Source organism: Streptomyces sp. NPDC001401 (assembly GCF_042895385.1).
In the GTDB taxonomy this organism is placed as follows: domain Bacteria; phylum Actinomycetota; class Actinomycetes; order Streptomycetales; family Streptomycetaceae; genus Streptomyces.
The window spans coordinates 738,416-757,122 of sequence record NZ_JBIAWI010000001.1 but is presented as its reverse complement, the minus strand read 5'-3'; the positions used below and the strand labels follow the sequence as shown (position 1 = coordinate 757,122).

Annotated in this window: 19 protein-coding genes and 2 riboswitches; of the genes, 6 read left to right on the top strand and 13 right to left on the bottom strand. The window is 71.1% G+C overall.

The genetic code is table 11. The features are described 5' to 3' along the window. Nucleotides 1-189: 189 nt before the first annotated feature. From ACFY10_RS03530 to ACFY10_RS03510, 5 genes are read right to left on the bottom strand one after another with little or no spacing between them, the layout of a single operon-like run. On the bottom strand, nt 190-1,047 hold the full coding sequence (locus ACFY10_RS03530; RefSeq protein WP_390663365.1) for an ECF transporter S component: 858 nt from the start codon (nt 1,045-1,047) through the stop codon (nt 190-192). After that, nucleotides 1,044-2,774, bottom strand: coding sequence for an ABC transporter ATP-binding protein (locus ACFY10_RS03525; RefSeq protein WP_390663364.1), 1,731 nt, complete (start codon nt 2,772-2,774; stop codon nt 1,044-1,046). Before ACFY10_RS03525 ends, ACFY10_RS03530 begins: the two co-directional genes overlap by 4 nt. Beyond that, nucleotides 2,771-3,958, bottom strand: a complete 1,188-nt coding sequence (locus tag ACFY10_RS03520) for an energy-coupling factor transporter transmembrane component T (protein ID WP_390663363.1) — start codon at nt 3,956-3,958, stop codon at nt 2,771-2,773. The genes ACFY10_RS03525 and ACFY10_RS03520 overlap by 4 nt, the downstream gene beginning before the upstream one ends. After that, nucleotides 3,951-4,577 carry an SCO2322 family protein gene (locus ACFY10_RS03515; protein WP_390663362.1) on the bottom strand — a complete coding sequence of 209 codons (627 nt, stop codon included), beginning with the start codon at nt 4,575-4,577 and terminating at the stop codon, nt 3,951-3,953. The genes ACFY10_RS03520 and ACFY10_RS03515 overlap by 8 nt, the downstream gene beginning before the upstream one ends. Further along, entirely contained in the window at nt 4,574-5,806 is a 1,233-nt protein-coding gene (locus ACFY10_RS03510; RefSeq protein ID WP_390663361.1) for a prenyltransferase/squalene oxidase repeat-containing protein, read from the bottom strand. Before ACFY10_RS03510 ends, ACFY10_RS03515 begins: the two co-directional genes overlap by 4 nt. 108 nt (nt 5,807-5,914) lie before the next feature. Beyond that, a riboswitch (cobalamin riboswitch) is annotated at nt 5,915-6,052 on the bottom strand. A gap of 64 nt (nt 6,053-6,116) precedes the next feature. On the opposite strand from ACFY10_RS03510, the gene ACFY10_RS03505 reads away from it, so the two are divergent. Then, nucleotides 6,117-6,782, top strand: a complete 666-nt coding sequence (locus ACFY10_RS03505) for a phosphotransferase (RefSeq protein ID WP_390663360.1) — start codon at nt 6,117-6,119, stop codon at nt 6,780-6,782. On the opposite strand, the gene ACFY10_RS03500 is transcribed toward ACFY10_RS03505, so the two are convergent. After that, on the bottom strand, nt 6,779-7,246 hold the full coding sequence (locus ACFY10_RS03500; protein ID WP_390663359.1) for a nuclear transport factor 2 family protein: 468 nt from the start codon (nt 7,244-7,246) through the stop codon (nt 6,779-6,781). The genes ACFY10_RS03505 and ACFY10_RS03500 overlap by 4 nt on opposite strands. Before the next feature lie 41 nt (nt 7,247-7,287). Beyond that, nucleotides 7,288-8,316, bottom strand: coding sequence for an MBL fold metallo-hydrolase (locus ACFY10_RS03495; protein WP_390663358.1), 1,029 nt, complete (start codon nt 8,314-8,316; stop codon nt 7,288-7,290). Between the two features lie 170 nt (nt 8,317-8,486). Between ACFY10_RS03495 and ACFY10_RS03490 the strand changes: the two genes are divergently transcribed. After that, nucleotides 8,487-9,944 (top strand): aldehyde dehydrogenase, encoded by a 1,458-nt coding sequence (locus ACFY10_RS03490; protein ID WP_390663357.1) that lies wholly within the window; start codon nt 8,487-8,489, stop codon nt 9,942-9,944. Between the two features lie 6 nt (nt 9,945-9,950). Continuing rightward, nucleotides 9,951-10,184 (top strand): ferredoxin, encoded by a 234-nt coding sequence (locus ACFY10_RS03485; protein ID WP_390663355.1) that lies wholly within the window; start codon nt 9,951-9,953, stop codon nt 10,182-10,184. A gap of 78 nt (nt 10,185-10,262) precedes the next feature. After that, nucleotides 10,263-10,450: riboswitch (TPP riboswitch) on the top strand. A gap of 43 nt (nt 10,451-10,493) precedes the next feature. Here ACFY10_RS03485 and ACFY10_RS03480 read toward each other — a convergent pair. Next, nucleotides 10,494-11,135, bottom strand: a complete 642-nt coding sequence (locus ACFY10_RS03480; protein WP_390663354.1) for a TetR family transcriptional regulator — start codon at nt 11,133-11,135, stop codon at nt 10,494-10,496. Nucleotides 11,136-11,365: 230 nt separating this feature from the next. Here ACFY10_RS03480 and ACFY10_RS03475 point away from each other — a divergent pair, with 230 nt between their 5' ends. Genes ACFY10_RS03475 through ACFY10_RS03465 form a run of 3 tightly spaced genes read left to right on the top strand, consistent with a single transcriptional unit; the run spans nt 11,366 to nt 14,600 of the window. Beyond that, nucleotides 11,366-12,790, top strand: coding sequence for a glycosyltransferase family 4 protein (locus tag ACFY10_RS03475; RefSeq protein WP_390663353.1), 1,425 nt, complete (start codon nt 11,366-11,368; stop codon nt 12,788-12,790). Next, nucleotides 12,784-13,533, top strand: a complete 750-nt coding sequence (locus tag ACFY10_RS03470) for a class I SAM-dependent methyltransferase (RefSeq protein ID WP_390663352.1) — start codon at nt 12,784-12,786, stop codon at nt 13,531-13,533. Before ACFY10_RS03475 ends, ACFY10_RS03470 begins: the two co-directional genes overlap by 7 nt. Beyond that, the gene (locus ACFY10_RS03465; RefSeq protein ID WP_390663351.1) at nt 13,530-14,600 is read left to right on the top strand and encodes a prenyltransferase/squalene oxidase repeat-containing protein; all 1,071 of its coding nucleotides are present in this window, start codon (nt 13,530-13,532) and stop codon (nt 14,598-14,600) included. The genes ACFY10_RS03470 and ACFY10_RS03465 overlap by 4 nt, the downstream gene beginning before the upstream one ends. 28 nt (nt 14,601-14,628) lie before the next feature. Here the strand turns inward: ACFY10_RS03465 and ACFY10_RS03460 are convergent, their stop codons facing one another. From ACFY10_RS03460 to ACFY10_RS03440, 5 genes are all read right to left on the bottom strand, one after another. Beyond that, nucleotides 14,629-14,916, bottom strand: coding sequence for a hypothetical protein (locus ACFY10_RS03460; RefSeq protein WP_266954699.1), 288 nt, complete (start codon nt 14,914-14,916; stop codon nt 14,629-14,631). Nucleotides 14,917-14,964: 48 nt separating this feature from the next. After that, nucleotides 14,965-15,975: an LLM class F420-dependent oxidoreductase gene (locus tag ACFY10_RS03455; RefSeq protein ID WP_390663350.1), complete on the bottom strand. Its 1,011-nt coding sequence runs from the start codon at nt 15,973-15,975 to the stop codon at nt 14,965-14,967. 118 nt (nt 15,976-16,093) lie between these two features. Next, nucleotides 16,094-16,912 carry a hypothetical protein gene (locus tag ACFY10_RS03450; RefSeq protein WP_390663349.1) on the bottom strand — a complete coding sequence of 273 codons (819 nt, stop codon included), beginning with the start codon at nt 16,910-16,912 and terminating at the stop codon, nt 16,094-16,096. A gap of 83 nt (nt 16,913-16,995) precedes the next feature. Then, a complete protein-coding gene (locus ACFY10_RS03445) occupies nt 16,996-17,964 on the bottom strand; it encodes an N-acetylmuramoyl-L-alanine amidase (protein WP_390663348.1) in 969 nt (322 codons plus the stop codon). Between the two features lie 22 nt (nt 17,965-17,986). Continuing rightward, nucleotides 17,987-18,637, bottom strand: a complete 651-nt coding sequence (locus ACFY10_RS03440) for a class I SAM-dependent methyltransferase (protein WP_390663347.1) — start codon at nt 18,635-18,637, stop codon at nt 17,987-17,989. Nucleotides 18,638-18,707 lie beyond the last annotated feature (70 nt).

Genomic DNA, 18,707 nt, shown 5'->3' with positions numbered 1-18,707 from the left:
AGAAGCAGGCTCGGAAGGGGTCCGCAATGACCCTATTTGCTAGTTGTGGTCGTATGTGGGAGGGGCGGGGCTCGTGTGACCTGGCTCTCAAAGTGCAGGTCAGGGGCGGTTATGGCGTGGACATGGCGTCCGATTTGCACTACTAGGGTAGATAGTCGGTGATCTGGGTCATGTGGGGTGCTTCACCGGTCAGTGGGGCTCGAATGTGACCGCGGTCTCGAACGCCGCTCGGCGGGTGGCTCTGCGTAGTGCCCTGAGCACCGCCGGGCCGAGCGTGAGCGTCAGTACGACGGTGACGACGGCCCGGCCCAGGTCCCAGCCCAGCGAGGTGGCCGCGCAGTACGCGAGGAAACGGGCCAGGTTGGCGGGGACGGCGGCCTGCGGGTCGAAGGCGATGCCCGAGGCGAGCGCACCCATGAAGGGCCAGCCGGCCAGGTTCATGATCGTGCCGTAGGCGAAGGCGGCGAGGAAACCGTAGACGGCGAGGAGAGCGAGTTCGCCGCGGCCGCGCAGGCGGTCCGGCCCCGGCAGCAGCCCGGCTCCCATCGTGAACCAGCCCATCGCCAGCATCTGGAACGGCATCCACGGGCCCACCCCGCCCGTGAGCAGCGCGGACGCGAACATGGTGAGCGAGCCCAGGGTGAAGCCGAAGCCCGGGCCGAGCACGCGTCCGCTCAGCACCATCAGGAAGAACATCGGCTCGATGCCCGCGGTCCCGGCGCCGAGCGGGCGCAGGGCGGCGCCGGTCGCCGCGAGCACCCCGAGCATGGCGACCGCCTTCGGGCCGAGCCCGGACTCGGCAACGGTCGCGGCCACGACGGCGACCAGCAGCACCAGCAGACCCGCGAAGAGCCAGGGCGCGTCCTGTGCGTGGGCGCTCAGCCGAGAGGACGGCGGGGCGAGGAAGGGCCAGCCGAAACCGACGATGCCTACGGCGCTGACGAGGGCGAGGGCAGCGACGGAACGCGGGCCGAGCCGGACGGGGCGGACTTGAGGGGTCGGAGGCGGCGGAGGGGTCGGAGGGGTCAGAGGGTGCGGAAGGGTCATCCGAGTGCCTCCCTCACCTGCGCGACCGTGAGCCACTCCTGCGGGGCCAGGATCTTGGTGACCTGCGGGGCGAAGGAGGGGGACGAGACGACCACCTCGGCCGTCGGCCCGTCGGCGATCACCTCGCCGTCGGCCAGCAGAACCACCCGGTGGGCGAGCTCGGCGGCCAGCTCCACGTCGTGCGTGGCCAGGATGATCGCGTGTCCGCCCGCTGCCAGCTCGCGCAGCAGGGCCACGAGCCGGGCCTTCGCCGCGTAGTCCAGGCCGCGGGTCGGTTCGTCGAGGAGCAGCAGCGGCGGGCGGGCGGTGAGGACGACGGCGAGGGCCAGGGTGAGGCGTTGGCCCTCGGAGAGGTCGCGGGGGTGGGTGTCGTCGGTGATGCCGGGGAGGAGGTCCGAGAGCAGGGCACGGCAGGTGCCGGGGGCGGCCTGCGCGTCCCGGTCGGCCGCCGCGCACTCGGCGGCGACCGTGTCGGCGTAGAGGAGGTCGCGGGGTTCCTGGGGGACCAGGCCTACGTGGCGTACGAGGGTGGGGGGTGGTGTGCGGTGGGGGGTGATGCCGCCGACTCGGACTGATCCGGTGGTGGGTTCTGTCAGGCCGACGAGGGTGTTGAGGAGGGTGGACTTGCCGGCGCCGTTGCGGCCCATTAGGGCGAGGGTTTCGCCGGGGGTGACGGTGAGGGTTATGTGGCGGAGGGCTTCGATTCGGGCTCGGCGGACGGATAGGGCGCGAACTTCAGCCGGGAGTGCGGGAGTTGGCGATGCAGTGACGGAGGGGGCTGTGTGCTTGCGGAAGAAGGACGGCCAACGGCGGGTGGGGATTGAGGTAGGGGCGGGTTCGCTTGCCCGCGCTTGCGGGGCGCCGCCTCTCTTTGGGTCGGGAGCCGCCCTAGCGGCACGACTGCCCGCAGGCTCCGCCAGTTGTTCGCGCAGCCCAACTGCCCGTCGTCTCGCGTCTCGTACCGTCAATGGCAGCGGAGACCAGCCTGCCAGTCGGCCCAAGTCCACCACCGGTGGATACACCGGCGATACCGCCATCATGTCGGCCGGGGTGCCCAGTTGTAGTGGTGCTCCTGGAGCCGGCAGGACGGCTACCTGGTCCGCGTACTGGATGACCCGTTCCAGGCGGTGTTCTGCCATGAGGACCGTGGTGCCGAGGTCGTGGACCAGGCGTTGGAGGACGGCCAGGACTTCCTCTGCTGCCGCCGGGTCGAGGGCCGAGGTCGGTTCGTCGAGGACCAGGACCTTGGGGTGCGGGGTGAGGACGGAGCCGATGGCGACGCGCTGCTGCTGGCCGCCGGAGAGGGTGGCGATGGGGCGGTTGCGGAGATCGGCCAGGCCGAGGAGGTCGAGGGTCTCCTCGACGCGGCGGCGCATCACGTCCGGCGCCAGCCCCAACGACTCCATTCCGTAGGCGAGTTCGTCCTCGACCGTGTCCGTGACGAAGTGGGAGAGCGGGTCCTGGCCCACCGTGCCCACGACGTCGGCGAGTTCGCGCGGCTTGTGCGTACGGGTGTCGCGGCCCGCCACCGTGACGCGGCCCCGCAGGGTGCCGCCCGTGAAGTGCGGGACGAGGCCGCTGACGGCACCGAGGACGGTCGACTTGCCGACTCCCGACGGGCCGACCAGGAGGACGAGTTCGCCTTCCGGGACCTCGAAGTCCACGCCCCGCACGGTGGGTTCGGCCGCCCCGTCGTACGTCACGGAGACATCCTCGAAGCGGATCACGACGGCTCCTTGGGGGCGATGAGGGCGGGCAGCAGGGCGAGGAGTACGGCCGCCGCCGGCCACAGGGGGAGCGTGGGGGCGACGAGCGGGACGACACCGGGGTGCAGGGCCGCCGGGTCGGCGTCGGCGGCGAGGGTGAGCAGCGTGGCGACCGCGGCGCCGGAACCCGCGACCAGCCAGGCGCGGGCATCCCACCGGTCGGGGCGGTAACGCGTGCGCAGGCTGCGGCGGCCGCCCAGGCGGAGACCGGCGAGGGCCGCGGCGAGCCCGGCGAGCAGCAGGGGCAGACCGTACGTGCCGCCTTCGGCGGTGAGCAGTCCGTACGTCCCCGCGCAGACGCCGAGCAGGCCGCCGAGGGTGAGGGCGGCGGTGGTGCGGCGTACGGCGGGCGGGACCTCGGCGCTGCGGCCGTAGCCGCGGGCGTCCATCGCGGCGGCCAGGGCGACGGAACGCTCCAACGCGCCCTCCAGGACCGGGAGTCCGACCTGCAGCAGGCCTCGCACGCCGTCGTCCGGGCGGCCGCGCAGGCGGCGGGCGGCGCGCAGGCGTTGCACGTCGGCGATGAGGTTCGGGGCGAAGGTGAGGGCGACCACCACCGCGACGCCGGTCTCGTACAGGGCGCCCGGGAGGGACTTGAGAAGGCGGGCGGGGTTGGCCAGGGCGTTCGCGGCGCCCACGCAGATGAGCAGCGTGGCCAGCTTCAGGCCGTCGTAGAACGCGAAGAGGAGTGATTCGGCGGTGACCCTGCCGCCCAGACGGATGCCCTGCGCCCAGTGGGGGAGCGGGAGTTCGGGGAGGGTGGCGATCACGTGTGTACCGGGGATGGGGGAGCCCAGAGCCACCGCGAAGACGAGACGGATGAGGAGGACGGCGAGGGCGAGTTTGAGGAAGGCGGAGTAGGAGTGGGACCAGGGGGTTCGGGGGCGGCAGGTGGCGACCACGTAGGCGGACGTCGCGATGAGGAGGGAGAGGAGGAGGGGGTTGGTGGTGCGGGTGGCTGCGGTGCCGAGGCCCAGGGACCATAGCCACCATGCGCCGGGGTGGAGTTGTGCAAGGCGGTGGGGGTGCGGGTGGGTGGGGTGCGCAGCCCGGCGCGACGGGGTGCCGCCTCTCCTTGGGGCGGGAGCCGCCCCAGCGGCACGACTGCCCGCAGGCTGCGGCGGGTGAGGTGCTCGGCTACGCATGCCTGCGTCGCCGTGCCTGCCACACGGCTGCCGCGCCCAGCAGCGCAACCGCCCCCGCTCCCACGAACAACCCGACCGCAGGGCCCCCGTCCCCCTTCTTCCCCGCAGCCGTCGGCTTCTTTCCCGCCGCGACCTGCTCCCCGCACCCCTTCTCCGGATACCCCCCGATCGCACACAACAGCGCGTTCGTGTCGTACCGCAGCGGCTTCGCCACCGACGCCAGTGCATCCGCCGTCGTGCCGTCGGCAGACACCCGCGCGCAGACCGTACGGCGGGTCGGCGGTGTCTCGCCGGACGGGGCGTCCGCCGCCGTACCGAAGTCGATGACGAGCGCCACGCGCTTCTTGCCGTCCTGCGCCGGCGTCCGCGAGCAGATCACCGGGAACGACGCCTGGCCGCGCGGCTTCGCCGAGTCGGCCGAGTCCTCGCTCACCGAGAAGCGGAAGCCCTGGACGTCGCCGTCGGAGGGGCGGGCGGTGGCGGGGCCCTGGGTGGCGTACGTCCAGCGGCCGTTGTCGTAGTCCCAGAAGGACCAGTAGCGGTAACCGGCGGCCTGCGCCTGGCCGCCGGCAAGGGTGAGGAACAGCACCGCCAACAGGAGGACAGCGCGGCGGATCACGGCTGTGCCTTCTTCTTACGGCCGCTGATCAGGAACCCGACCCCGATGCCGCCGACGAGTCCCACACCGACGATCCACCAGACGCCGAACCCGGAGCCCTTCTTGGCGGAGTGGTCCTCTGCGCTCTGCGAGGACTCGCTGGGGTAGGCGCCGGACGTCGGGAGGGCGGCCGGCTTCGGACCGGTCGCGTTGAGGAGCTTGACCAGGTCCTGGCCGCCGAAGTCGTTGTAGTCGAAGGTCGCCGCGTTCGCGGCGAGGATCAGCTGCGCATACGCGGCCGGTCCGGCCTGCCGGGCCCATGCCCCGGAGTTGGTCTCCAGCCAGCGCATGGCGTCGGCCGCCTTGTCGCCGTGGCCCGCGGTCGCGAGGGCGAGGACCGCGTCGGCCGTGTTGCCGTAGTCGGGCTGGGGTTTGGCGCCGGCCAGCACCGACGTCAGGTGCTTGTCCTTGGCCAGGGCCTTGACGAGATATCCGGCACCGTTGCGCGCCGCCTGCTCGGGAGCGGTGGCGTTCTTGCACGTCAGATCGGTGTCGGTCGGCTTCGCGGCGTCCCCGGCCAGCCCCTTGCCGAGCGCGCCCACGACCGCCGCCGCCGTCGCGTCCGCGTTGGCGGCCAACTTGCCCTTCTTGTCCGGCTGGAAGGCGAAGGCACCCGCGCCGTCCCCGTTACAGGGGAGGGCGAGCTTCAGCAGGGCGTCGTAGGGAGACTTGCCGTCCTTCACAACCCCGCCCGGCTTTTCGCCAACGGCGGTCAGCGCGCCGATGACGACGGACGTCGAGTTCGCGTCGCTCGCCCCGCCCGGCAAGTAGCCCCAGCCGCCGTCCTTGTTCTGCACGGACTTCAGCCAGGAGACCGCCTTGCCGGTGGCGGTCCGGTGTCCGCCGAGCGCGGCGAGGGCGTGGACGGCGGCGGCCGTACTGTTCGTGTCGACCGCGAGCTTGGCATCGCAGGCCCTCGCGGCATCGGCGCGGAACGCCGCGAACGCACCGTTCGCGCACTGCTGTCCCGCCAGCCAGTCCACCGCCTTCGCCGCCGGCTTCACGCCCACGGTGTCCTGCGCGAGCAGCGCCAGCGACTGGCGCCAGACGCCGTCGTACTTCGGGTCGGAGGTGCCGTACAACCCGTCGGGTATCGACGGGGCGGGGGACGCGGCGACAGCGGGGACGGCGGCACCCAGTACGGCGGTGGCGGCGGCCAGAGCCGCGACGCTGCGGCGGACGACGTTCATGATCGGCGGGTGCCTCTCCCTGCGGGAGCGGGCAGCACGGGAGACCCCGGGCGGCTCGGCTCCGTATGCCTCGACGGTGCCGCGCGCCGACGGGCTGCCGACGCACGTGAGCCGGTCACGACCGAGCGGGGCAGTCCGGCTGACCGCCTTACGGGCGGTTCACGGTTGCGGGGTCAGCGCCGGAATTGCACCGGCTTCCCCCCGTACGGTGTGATGACGACCCGGCCACTCTACCGGCCCGTAGGAACACGCTGAGAGCCGCCTGTGAGGCGCCGGCCGGTACGTTCGGATCATGACAACGGGGAGGGTCATGACGACGGGGAAACTGCTCGGCACGGGCCGGGTCAACGACGTGTACGAGATCGACGAGGCGTGGGTGCTGCGCCGCGACCGGCACGGATGGGGCGACGCGGCCGCCGAGGGTGTCGTGATGGAACACGTGCGTGCCCACGGCTACCCCGTGCCCCGCGTGCGGCTCGCCGACTCCACACGCACCGACCTGGTGATGGAGCGGCTGTCCGGGCCGACGATGCTTCAGGCGTGCCTGGATGGTTCGCTGGGCGCCGACGAGGCGGGCGCGACCGTGGCCGACCTGCTGCGGCGCCTGCACGCCGTCCCCACCCGCGACTCCGCCGATCCCGACTGCCGGGTCCTCCACCTCGACCTGCATCCGGACAACGTGATGCTCACGCCCGACGGTCCGCACGTGATCGACTGGTCCAACGCGGAGGAGGGCCACCCGGGCCTCGACTGGGCCATCTCCGCCATGATCCTGGCCCAGGTCGCCGTCGACGACGAACCGATCGCCGACAGCGCCCGCGCCATGCTGACCGCCCTGCTCGCCGACCCCTCCCACCTCACCGAGGCAGGCCTGACGGAGGCCCGGCGCCGACGCGCGGCCAACCCGACGATGAGCCGACGGGAGGTCGAACTCCTCGGGGAGGCCGAGGAGTTGATCCGTACGTTCCTGCGCTAGCGGTCGAGAGCGCCGCGGTCCTGGCGCGGGGTCGGGCCGCCGAAGGGGAGGTGCAGGGTCCGCGAGGCGAGCAGCCACCGTCCGTCGACACGACGGAACGTGTCCTGGTAGTGGCCGACCTGGACGGGCGGGCCGGCGGGCACCATGTCGCCGGACCAGCCTTCGATGCGGTACGTCGTGAAGTACGAGGTGGCCTCTGCGATGTCCTCGGACGTCACGGTGACCCGGATGTTGGACATGACCCGCCGCGAGAGCTTGTCAGCCGGCCGTGAGCCGAAGTACTTCCGCAGCGCCTCCCGCCCCTCGGACCGCCGCCCGTCCCCCGGAGGCGGCCACTCCCACCAGCCGTCCTCGGTGAACAACTCGGCCACGGAACCCGGCTCCCCGAGGTCGAGCCGGTGGACGAAGTCGAGGATCAGACGTTCACAGGCGCGTTCGGCGAGGAGTTGCTGCAACGGGTCCATGGTCATTGGGTACCAGTGGGCACCCAGGGCCCACGAGCGAATTACACCGCCACGTACGTCACCGGATCGCTCCCCGCCACCGCCTCCGCCCGCCCCAGCTTCACCAGCCGCCGCAGATGCGCCTCGGCCTCCGAGACCGCGATGTTCCTTGAGCCGTACGGGATTTGGGCCCAGGGCCGGTTCCACTCCATCCGCTCGGCGACCTGCCAGGGCGTGAGGGGCTCGACCAGGAGGGACCGGAGCCCGGCGAGCCGTTCCTCGTGGTGGGCGAGCAGCTCCCGTACGCGTGCGGGGGCGTCGGCGAACACGTGCTGGTGGGCGGGGAGCACCTCGGCGGGGGCGAGCCGGCCGACGCGTTCGAGGGAGTCGAGGTAGTCGCCGAGGGGGTCGGTGATCGTGGCGTCGTCGGGATCCTCGTAGAGACCGATGTGCGGGGTGATCCCGGGGAGCAGGTGATCGCCGGAGAACAGCCGTCCGTGACCCGGGAGCAGGGAGGGGTGCTCCTCCTCCAGGTGCAGGCAGACGTGGCCGGGGGTGTGCCCCGGCGTCCAGATCGCGCGCAGCCGTCGCCCCGGCAGGTCCAGGAGCTCACCGGGGACGATCTCCCGGTCGGGCAGGGCGGGGGAGAAGCCCGGCAGGGTGGTGCGGGGGGCTGCGTCCCGCAGCGGCGCCACATGCTCCTCGGGGGCACCGGCTGCGACGAGCTTGGCGGTCATGTACGCGAACCAGCGCCCGGGCCGGGTCTCCCGGGTGCGCCGCACGATCGCGGTGTCCGCGGCATGCATGGCGATCCAGGCCCCGGACGCCTCCCGAACCTTGCCGGACAGGCCGTGGTGGTCGGGGTGGTGATGGGTGATCACCACCCCATGTACCTCGGCGGGCGAGGTCCCGCACGCGGCCAGCCCGTCGGCGAGGGTGTCCCAGGACGCGGGGTCGTCCCAGCCGGTGTCGACCAGCACCGGCCCGCGGTCGGTGTCGACGACGTACACGAGCGTGTACCCAAGTGGATTGTCCGGAATGGGGACTCGGACGGACCGCACGCCGCCGCCGTGGTCGGTGACCTGTGTCATGGACTCCCCTGTCGCCGCGTTCCAGTCACTATAACTAGAACGGGTTTCGATGGGAGCCCAAGTCACCCTTCCGGGGTGCTGTGAGGCCTGTGGACTCCTCCCGGTGGAACTGGTATCAGTTCCCGTATCTGATGAACCGTCAGAGTCAGCTCCCGGGGAGGCAGTCGGCCATGACCGAGCTCGTGGAACACGGACAGCTGTTCATCGGCGGGGAGTTGACCGACCCCCTCGGCAAAGACGTCATCGAGGTGATCTCCCCGCATACCGAGGAGGTCATCGGGCGGGTGCCGCACGCCTCGCGGGAGGATGTCGACCGCGCCGTCGCCGTCGCGCGCCGCGCCTTCGACGAGGGGCCCTGGCCGCGGATGACCCTCGACGAGCGGATCGAGGTCGTCACCCGGATCAAGGACGCGATCGCCGTACGGCACGAGGAGATCGCCCGCGTGATCTCGTCCGAGAACGGGTCGCCGTACTCCTGGAGCGTCCTCGCGCAGGCCCTCGGCGCGATGATGGTGTGGGACGCGGCGATCACGGTCGCGCGGAACTTCACTTACGAGGAGACGCGCGACGGTGTGCTCGGGAAGATCCTGGTGCGGCGGGAGCCGGTCGGGGTCGTGGCGGCCGTCGTGCCCTGGAACGTCCCGCAGTTCGTGGCCGCCGCCAAACTCGCGCCCGCGCTGCTCACCGGCTGCACGGTGGTGCTCAAGCCGTCGCCCGAGTCGCCGCTGGACGCGTACATTCTGGCCGACATCACACGCGAGGCCGGGCTGCCGGAGGGTGTGCTGTCGATCCTCCCCGCGGACCGCGAGGTCAGTGAGTACCTGGTCGGGCACCCGGGGATCGACAAGGTCGCCTTCACCGGATCGGTGGCGGCGGGCAAGCGTGTGATGGAGGTGGCTTCCCGCAATCTCACCCGCGTGACACTGGAGTTGGGCGGCAAGTCGGCGGCGGTCGTCCTGCCGGACGCGGACGTGGCGACCACCGTCGCGGGTGTGGTTCCGGCGGCCTGGATGAACAACGGCCAGGCGTGCGTGGCCCAGACCCGCATCCTCCTGCCGCGCTCGCGTTACGACGAGTTCGCGGAGGCCTTCGCGGCGGCGGCGAGCGCCCTGGTCGTCGGCGACCCGCTGGACCCGGCGACCCAGGTCGGCCCGCTGGTCGCGCAGCGCCAGCAGCGCCGCAACCTCGACTACATCCGCATCGGCCAGGAGGAGGGCGCCAAGATCCTCACCGGCGGCGGCCGCCCGCCGGGCCTGGACCGCGGCTGGTACGTCGAGCCGACGCTCTTCGGCGACGTCGACAACTCGATGCGGATAGCGAGGGAAGAGATCTTCGGCCCGGTGATCTGCCTGCTCCCGTACGGCGACGAGTCCGACGCCCTGAAGATCGCGAACGACTCGGACTACGGGCTGAGCGGCAGCGTGTGGACGGCGGACGTGGCACACGGCATCGAGGTGGCACGGCAGGTCCGTACGGGCACGTACTCCGTCAACACCTTCAGCCTGGACATGCTCGGCCCGTTCGGCGGCTACAAGAACTCGGGCCTGGGGCGGGAGTTCGGCCCCGAGGGCTACGGCGAGTACCTCGAACACAAGATGATCCATCTCCCGGCCGGCTGGGAGGGCTGAGCGGCCATGGGCGACCGCTGGCACGTCGAGGTCGACCGCTCCGTCTGCATCGGCTCCGCCCAGTGCGTCCACCGCGCCACGGGCGCCTTCCGCCTCGACTCCGCCATGCAGTCCCACCCCGCCGAGCCGGAGACCGACGCCAACGAACGCATCCTGGAGGCCGCCGAGAACTGCCCGGTGGAGGCGATCGTGATCACCCTGCTGGGGAGCGGGGAGCCTGTGTTTCCGCCGGAGGAGTAGGACTGGCGCCTGCCCGAAAAAAATCTCCCTTTCGGGGGGTTCATCTTCCCTTAGGCGTTCTATTCTGGTATTGGCCTACGGGGCGAGTGAGGGAGTCCGAACCGGAGTAGCCGACTTTGGCGTGAAGCAGTCAGTCCGCTGGGGCCGACGTCGACGGTCCGGGCTGAGAGGCCGGAAGGCCGTAGATCGAGAGATCTGCGACTGGAAGGCGACCTCCACTACCTGATCCGGGTAATACCGGCGCAGGGAACCCGTCTCGTAGGTCTTTTGTGTGCCCAGGTCCTATGTGTGCCCAGGTCTTTTGTGTGCCTAGGCCCGCGCTTCCGGCGTTGTCAGGTCGATCAGTCGGCACACCGTCTCGATGTCGATCTTCACCTGGGCGATCGACGCCCGGCCCGAGAGCCAGGTGATCAGGGCCGAGTGCCAGGTGTGCTCGATGACGCGGACCGCGGACAGCTGCTCGGGGGACGGATTCTCCAGGCCCATCGCGTCCAGGATGATCACGGTGGTCTGGCGGGAGACCTGGTCGACCTCGGGCGAGACGCTGCGGTCGGCGAAGGTCAGGGCGCGGACCATGGCGTCGGCGAGGTGCGGCTCACGCTGCAGGGCGCGGAAGGCGCGCATCAGGGTCTCGGCGACGCGCTCGGCCGCCGTCTCGCCCTGTGGCGGCTTCTTCCGCAGCGTGCCGTGCATGTGCTCCAACTGGTCCTGCATCGTGGCGACCAGCAGATGGATCTTGGACGGGAAGTAGCGGTAGAGGGTGCCAAGGGCCACCTGCGAGGACTCGGCGACCTCACGCATCTGCACCGCGTCGAAACCGCCCCGGCTGGCCAGCTGCGCGCTCGCGTGCAGGATGCGCCGGCGTCGGGCCTCCTGCCGCTCGGTGAGCGGCGGGGAGGCGGGCTGCGAGGTACTGGCTTCCACCTTGGCCACCTTGGCTTCCGCAGGCATGGGTCCCGTTCCGTGGTTCCGTGACAGTCGGTGAGGGCCAGGTCCGGCCCCGGTGATCGGACCTGGCGCGGCAGGGCGTCCGCCGTGGCGTGAATCACCTGATCCACTGCTCACAGTGCCCCTACCTGCCGGTAGATTCAGAGCCTCCTGGACGATCAAGTCTGAAACTTGTTCTAGATTAGCGTCCCGGCGTAATCTCGCGGGACAGTGCACGCAGAAGGGGGCCCAGAGTGACCGCTGAGGCCAGTCAGGCGGGTCCCCAGGAGGACCTCGCCGCCGACGGCGAGCGACCGCTCCACATCGCGCTCCTCACCTATAAAGGGAACCCGTTCTGCGGCGGACAGGGCGTCTACGTCCGCCACCTCTCGCGCGAGCTGGCCCGCCTCGGCCACCGCGTCGAGGTCATCGGCTCCCAGCCGTACCCCGTCCTCGACGAGGGCGAGGACTACGCCGGCCGGCTGAGCCTCACCGAGCTGCCGAGCCTCGACCTCTACCGCTCGCCGGACCCCTTCCGCACCCCGAAGCGCGACGAGTACCGCGACTGGATCGACGCGCTGGAAGTCGCGACCATGTGGACCGGCGGCTTCCCGGAGCCGCTGACGTTCTCGCTGCGCGCCCGCCGCCATCTGCGGGCCAGACGCGGCGAGTTCGACGTCGTGCACGACAACCAGACGCTCGGGTACGGGTTGTTGGGGGACGTGGGTGCCCCTCTGGTGACCACCATTCACCATCCCATCACCGTGGACCGGCAGTTGGAGCTGGACGCCGCCGAGAACTGGCAGCAGCGGTGGGGCAAACGGCGCTGGTACGCCTTCACCCGCATGCAGAAGCGCGTCGCCCGCCGGCTGCCCTCGGTCCTCACCGTCTCCGGCACCTCCCGCCAGGAGATCGTCGACCACCTCGGCGTACGGGACGACCGTATCCACGTGGTCCACATCGGCGCCGACACGAACCTGTTCTCGCCCGACCCGTCGGTGCCCGTCGTCCCGGGCCGGATCGTGACGACGTCCAGCGCGGACGTCCCGCTCAAGGGCCTGGTGTTCCTGGTGGAGGCGCTGGCGAAGGTGCGCACCGAGCACCCCGACGCACACCTCGTGGTCGTCGGCAAACGGCCCACCGAGGGCCCGGTGGCAGGGGCGATCGAGCGCTACGGCCTCGAGGGCGCCGTCGAGTTCGTGAAGGGCATCTCGGACGCCGAACTGGTCGACCTGGTCCGCTCGGCGGAGGTCGCGTGCGTGCCGTCCCTGTACGAGGGCTTCTCCCTCCCGGCGGCCGAGGCGATGGCGACGGGTACGCCGCTGGTCGCGACGACAGGAGGGGCGATCCCCGAGGTCGCGGGCCGCGACGGCGAGACGTGCCTGGCAGTGCCGCCGGGTGACCCGGGGGCACTTGCGGCCGGTCTGAGCCGCCTGCTGGGCGACCCCGAGCTGCGGGTGCGGCTCGGCCGCGCCGGACGTGAGCGGGTGCTGCGGCACTTCACCTGGGCCCGGGCCGCCGAGGGAACCGTGGCCAGGTACCGCGAGGCCATCGGCCGCTCCGCGACCACGCATCCCGGCCGCTCCGAGGCCGCACCACTTGTAGACGCCGAACCAGCTGTAGACGCCGCAGCAGTTGTAGATGTTGCATCCGATCGCGAAAGCAGGGCCACGTGCTGACCGTCGACTTCTCCCGGTTCCCGCTCGCCCCGGGCGACCGCGTCCTGGACCTCGGATGCGGGGCCGGCCGGCACGCGTTCGAGTGCTACCGGCGCGGCGCCCAGGTCGTGGCGCTCGACCAGAACGGCGAGGAGATCCGCGAGGTCGCGAAGTGGTTCGCGGCGATGAAGGAGGCGGGCGAGGCCCCGGCAGGCGCCACCGCGACCGCCATGGAGGGCGACGCCCTGGCGCTCCCCTTCCCCGACGAGTCCTTCGACGTCGTGATCATCTCCGAGGTGATGGAACACATCCCGGACGACAAGGGCGTACTCGCCGAGATGGTCCGGGTGCTGAAGCCCGGCGGCCGCATCGCGATCACCGTCCCGCGCTACGGCCCCGAGAAGGTCTGCTGGGCGCTGTCCGACGCGTACCACGAGGTCGAGGGCGGCCACATCCGCATCTACAAGGCGGACGAGCTGCTCGCGAAGATCCGCGAGGCGGGGCTGAAGCCGTACGGCACGCACCACGCGCACGCGCTGCACTCGCCGTACTGGTGGCTGAAGTGCGCGTTCGGCGTCGACAACGACAAGGCGCTGCCGGTGAAGGCGTACCACAAGCTGCTGGTCTGGGACATCATGAAGAAGCCGCTGGCGACCAGGGTCGCCGAGCAGGCCCTCAACCCCCTGATCGGCAAGAGCTTCGTGGCGTACGCGACCAAGCCCCACCTGCCGAAGCTCAACGAGGCCGGGGCGGACGCCAAGTGACGACCCCCCGGACAGAACACCTCGTCCTGCCCGGGGTCCTCACCGCCGAGCAGGCTGCCGCGACCGTCCGCGGCATCCTCGCCGTGCAGCGGGAGGACGGCGCGATCCCGTGGTTCCGGGGACACCACCTGGACCCCTGGGACCACACCGAGGCCGCGATGGCGCTGGACGCGGCGGGCGAGCACGAGGCCGCCGAGCGGGCGTACGAGTGGCTCGCACGGCACCAGAACGAGGACGGCTCCTGGTACGCGGCCTACGCCGACGGTGACTTCGCGGACGTCACCGACCGCGGACGCGAGACCAACTTCGTCGCCTACATCGCGGTCGGCGTGTGGCACCACTACCTGTCGACGGGTGACGACACATTCCTGGACCGCATGTGGCCGGCCGTCTACTCGGCGATCGAGTACGTGCTGCGGCTCCAGCAGCCGGGCGGCCAGATCGGCTGGAAGGGCGAGGACGACGGCAGCTTCACGACGGACGCGCTGCTGACCGGCTCCTCCTCCGTCCACCACGCGCTGCGCTGCGCGCTCGCCGTCGCCGAACAGCGCGAAGAGCCGCAGCCGGACTGGGAGTTGGCGGTCGGAGCCCTGAGGCACGCGATCCGTCGCCACCCCGAGCGGTTCCTCGACAAGGACCGCTACTCGATGGACTGGTACTACCCGGTGCTGGGCGGTGCGTTGACGGGCACGGAAGCCAAGTCCCGCATGGAGGAAGGCTGGGAGCGCTTCGTCGTTCCCGGCCTCGGCGTCCGCTGCGTCGTCCCCAACCCGTGGGTCACAGGAGGCGAGTCCGCCGAACTCGCCCTCACCCTCTGGGCGATGGGCGAGTCGGACCGCGCGCTGGACATCCTCCAGTCGATCCAGCACCTGCGGGACGCCGAGACCGGCCTGTACTGGACGGGCTACGTCTTCGAGGACGAGGCGATCTGGCCGCGCGAGCTGACCACCTGGACCGCGGGATCGCTGCTGCTGGCGGTCGCCGCCCTCGGCGGCCACGAGGCGACCTGCACGGTGTTCGGCGGGGAGCAGCTGCCGAGGGGGCTGGATCCGGACTGCTGCGCCTGACCGGCCGCCTCCGGGCGCAGCCGGGTGATCAGTGTCGCGTCATCCGTCCGGCGATCGCGTGGCCGATGAACAGGTAGACCACCGCTGCCAGGCCGTAGCCTGCGATCACGCGGGCCCAGGCCTTGTCGAAGGTGAACAGGTCGCGCGACCAGCCGGCCAGCCAGTTCGCCGCGTTGTGGACGAACTGCACCAGGTCGTTGGCACGGTTGGCGTCCAACAGGTACATCAGGATCCACAGGCCCAGGATGAGGGCCATGATGTCGGCGACGATCGCTACGACCGCCCCGGCCCGATTGCCGCTGCTGTATCGAGACATACTCTCCGGATTGCCGCCGGATGCTATATGAAACCCGAACGGGTTCCCTCAGGAGTTCAGCTCGGCCAGCACCCGCAGCGACTCGCGGTCCGGTGAGAGGGCCAGCAGATCCGTCACCGGCCCCCTCCGCCACAACTCCAGCCGCTCGGCGATCCGTTCACGCGGCCCGACCAGGGAGATCTCGTCGGCGAAGGCATCGGGAACAGCGAGCACGGCTTCCTCGCGCCGCCCGGACAGGAACAGCTCCTGGATCCGGCGGGCCTCCTCCTCGTACCCCATGCGCGCCATCAGATCGGCGTGGAAGTTGCGGGCCGCGTGCCCCATTCCGCCGATGTAGAAGCCGAGCATGGTCTTGACTGGCAGCAGGCCTTCGGCCACGTCGTCGCAGACCTGGACACGGGCCAGGGGAGCGACGACGAACCCCTCGGGAAGATCCTCAAGTGCCGGTCCGTAGACGTCCGGACGGGTCGGCGACCAGTACAGCGGCAGCCAGCCGTCGGCGATACGGGTCGTCTGCGCGACGTTCTTCGGCCCTTCGGCGCCGAGGAGGATGGGGAGGTCGGGACGGAGGGGGTGCGTGATGGACTTGAGGGCCTTGCCGAGACCAGTGCCGTCCGCGCCACTGTACGGATGGGAGTGAAACCCCCCGTCGAGCGCGACCGGCGCCTCCCGCCGCAGAACCTGCCGTACGACATCGACGTACTCCCGGGTCGCGGTCAGCGGCGACTTCGGGAACGGCCGCCCGTACCATCCCTCCACCACCTGCGGCCCCGACAGCCCCAGCCCGAGCATCATGCGCCCGCCGGAGAGATGGTCGAGGGTGAGTGCGTGCATCGCGGTGGTGGTGGGCGACCGGGCCGCCATCTGCGCAACGGCCGTACCCAGCTTGATCGTTGATGTCTGCGCTGCAATCCAGGTCAGAGGGGTGAATACATCCGACCCCCACGACTCCGCGGTCCACACGGAGTCGTACCCGAGCCGCTCGGCCTCCTGCGCCAGCGGCACGTGGTCGGGGGAGGGGCCGCGGCCCCAGTAGCCGAGGGCGAGACCGAGTCGCACGACGCCTCCATCAGGTATCCGGGTATCTGACGGCAAGTCAGTTTTGGGGCTGCGGGCTGCGACTGTACGACAACGGCCCCCCGCCCGGAAGGGCGAGGGGCCGTTCGTGAAGCGGGTGTCAGCCGCGCTGAATCCCGGAGGTGTCCTGCAGCACGCCGCGGCGGCCGTCCTGCGTCTGGGCGACCAGACCCGGACCGCGCTGCTCGACGGCCAGGTACCAGGTGCCCGGTGCGAGTTCGGCGATCGGCGTGGGCGAACCGTCCTCCGCGAACAGCGGCCGCGGCACCGGAACGGCGAACCAGAACGGCGAGAAGTCCCCGGCCGGCGGCTGCGGAGCCTGCGCCTGCTGCGGCTGCCCCGGCTGCGCGCCGTAGGGCTGCCCCGCCTGCGGCTGCCCGCCGTACTGCGGCTGCTGGGCACCCGGGTAGCCGTAGCCACCGGGGGGCTGGGCGCCGTAGGGCTGGGGGGCGGCGGGCTTGGGGGCGGGGATCAACGCCGCCTGGAGGGCGGGGACGAGGGGGGTGGCGATGGCGGCGCCGGCCATGATCAGGGTGGCGACGAGCGCGAGGATCAGGCCGATGCCGGCGTCGGGGCCGGAGGTGCCCTCACCTACGTTGTTCAGGCCGCCGGCCGGGTCGAAGACGTTGCCGAGCGCACCCCAGGCCGCGAAGACGGTGAAAGCGACGCCGAACTGGCCGAGGTCGAGACCGGCGACCTTGGGCACCTGCGGCAGCCCGCGGGCGACGACGATGAGTGCGGCGCCGATGAGGCCTGCCAGGATGACACCCAGCAGGAGCGGTCCGCTGCCCCAGGCGTTCGGCAGGTCGACACCAGAGGCGCCCTTATCGGAGTAGATGTCGAGGAACGACGCGATGAAGAGCAACACCGCTGCTCCGATCACCACGCCGTCGCCTCGAGTGAGGGAGCGGATATTCACTTCAGGTCCTTCGTAAGTCGTCTCGTCGTCGGTAGACACTATCGTCCGTCCGACCAAGGCGTCCGCCGGGATCAGCCCGCCGATCACGAACCGTGCAGGAAACTCACGATTCCTTCAGAGATTCCTTGTGCCGCCTTCTGTCGCCAGGCTCCGCTGGTGAGCAGTGCCGCGTCCTTGCTATCGCGCATGTTCCCGCACTCGATGAACACCTTGGGAACCGTTGACAGATTGAGACCGCCCAGGTCCTTACGCGTGACGAGGCCGGTGCCGCCGCCGACGTAGTTGGAGGGCGGTTCACCCGTGACGCGGACGAAGTTGCCCGCGATGCGCTCGCCGAGGTCGGCGGAGGAGGCGACGATGGGGCGGGTGTCGGCGGCGCCCGCGTGGACGGAGCCGGGAAGGATGACGTGGAAGCCGCGGTTGCCGGCTGCGGAGCCGTCCGCGTGGATGGAGATCGCGGCGTCGGCGTGGGCCTTGTTGCCGATCTGCGCCCGCTTGTCCACGCACGGTCCCCAGGCGGGGGAGTTGCCGTCGTGGGTCAACACCACCGTGGCGCCCTGCTTCTCGAGGAGCGCCTTCAGCCGATGGGACACGTCCAGCGTGAACTGGGCTTCCGTGTAGCCCGAGTTGGTGGACGTGCCCGTGGTGTCGCACTCCTTGAGGTTCGTACCGATGTCCACCTTGCGGTTGATCTCGGCCGCGTGCTGGAAGTTGCCCGGGTTGTGGCCCGGGTCGATGACGACGACCTTGCCCTTGAGGGGGCCGGACGCGGCGGGCGCCGAAGAGGTGGGGGAGGCGAGGGTGGGCGCCGGACTGCTCGGGTTCTTGGCGTCGCCGGAGGGGGAGGAGGCGGGCGCGCTGGACGTCGCCGTCGCGGACGACCGTACGGTCGCCCGGCTCGCCCCGCCGCCGTCCCCGCTCCCGCCCACTGCCTCGTACACCAGCCACCCCAGCAGCGCGCCCGGCACGAGCGCGGCGACCGCCACGGTCAGGGGGCTGCGCCGGGGACGGCGGGGCTGGGGAGGATCGAAGTCCGGGCCTACGTACGACACGTCTGCGACTCTAACCGGGCCCTCAGATCCCCGCTCCCGTTCGCCGCAGCACGCGCAGCGAGTCGGTCACCGAGACCTCCGTGAAGGCGCCGGAGTCGAGGGCCCGGAGGTAGACGCGGTACGGGGCCTGGCCGGTGAACTCGTCCTTCGGGTCCGGGAAGACGTCGTGGATGAGGAGCAGGCCGCCTTCGGCCACATGGGGGGCCCAGCCCTCGTAGTCGGCGGTGGCGTGCTCGTCGGTGTGGCCGCCGTCGATGAAGACCAGGCCGAGGGGAGTGCGCCAGAACTTGGCGATCTGCGGCGAGCGGCCGACCAGCGCCACCACGTGCTCCTCCAGCCCCGCGCGGTGCAGCGTCCGCCGGAAGGTCGGCAACGTGTCCATCAGGCCGATCTCCGGGTCGACCGTCTCCGGGTCGTGGTAGTCCCAGCCCGGCTGCTGCTCCTCGCTGCCGCGGTGGTGGTCGAGGGTCAGCGCGGTGACGCCGGTCTCGCGGGCCGCGTCGGCGAGCAGGATCGCGGAGCGGCCACAGTACGTACCGACTTCCAGCAGGGGCAGCCCGAGCGCGCCTGCTTCGACGGCGGCGGCGTAGAGCGCCAGCCCCTCGTCCACGGGCATGAACCCCTTGGCGGCCTCGAACGCGGCCAGGATCTCGGGCTTGGGTGCCGCGGCCATGGGGTCCTTTCGGTCGTACGTGAGTCCGGGCGCCCATGTTGCCGCACCCCCGGCCGATGATTCGACAGGG

Bases quoted from the DNA above. Each gene is read 5' to 3' on its own strand.
- ACFY10_RS03495 (WP_390663358.1), bottom strand. From the start codon at position 8,316: ATGACACAGGTCACCGACCACGGCGGCGGCGTGCGGTCCGTCCGAGTC.
- ACFY10_RS03505 (WP_390663360.1), top strand. From the start codon at position 6,117: ATGACGACGGGGAAACTGCTCGGCACGGGCCGGGTCAACGACGTGTAC.
- ACFY10_RS03485 (WP_390663355.1), top strand. From the start codon at position 9,951: ATGGGCGACCGCTGGCACGTCGAGGTCGACCGCTCCGTCTGCATCGGC.
- ACFY10_RS03520 (WP_390663363.1), bottom strand. From the start codon at position 3,958: ATGCGTAGCCGAGCACCTCACCCGCCGCAGCCTGCGGGCAGTCGTGCC.
- ACFY10_RS03460 (WP_266954699.1), bottom strand. From the start codon at position 14,916: ATGTCTCGATACAGCAGCGGCAATCGGGCCGGGGCGGTCGTAGCGATC.
- ACFY10_RS03500 (WP_390663359.1), bottom strand. From the start codon at position 7,246: ATGGACCCGTTGCAGCAACTCCTCGCCGAACGCGCCTGTGAACGTCTG.
- ACFY10_RS03510 (WP_390663361.1), bottom strand. From the start codon at position 5,806: ATGAACGTCGTCCGCCGCAGCGTCGCGGCTCTGGCCGCCGCCACCGCC.
- ACFY10_RS03480 (WP_390663354.1), bottom strand. From the start codon at position 11,135: ATGCCTGCGGAAGCCAAGGTGGCCAAGGTGGAAGCCAGTACCTCGCAG.
- ACFY10_RS03530 (WP_390663365.1), bottom strand. From the start codon at position 1,047: ATGACCCTTCCGCACCCTCTGACCCCTCCGACCCCTCCGCCGCCTCCG.
- ACFY10_RS03440 (WP_390663347.1), bottom strand. From the start codon at position 18,637: ATGGCCGCGGCACCCAAGCCCGAGATCCTGGCCGCGTTCGAGGCCGCC.
- ACFY10_RS03490 (WP_390663357.1), top strand. From the start codon at position 8,487: ATGACCGAGCTCGTGGAACACGGACAGCTGTTCATCGGCGGGGAGTTG.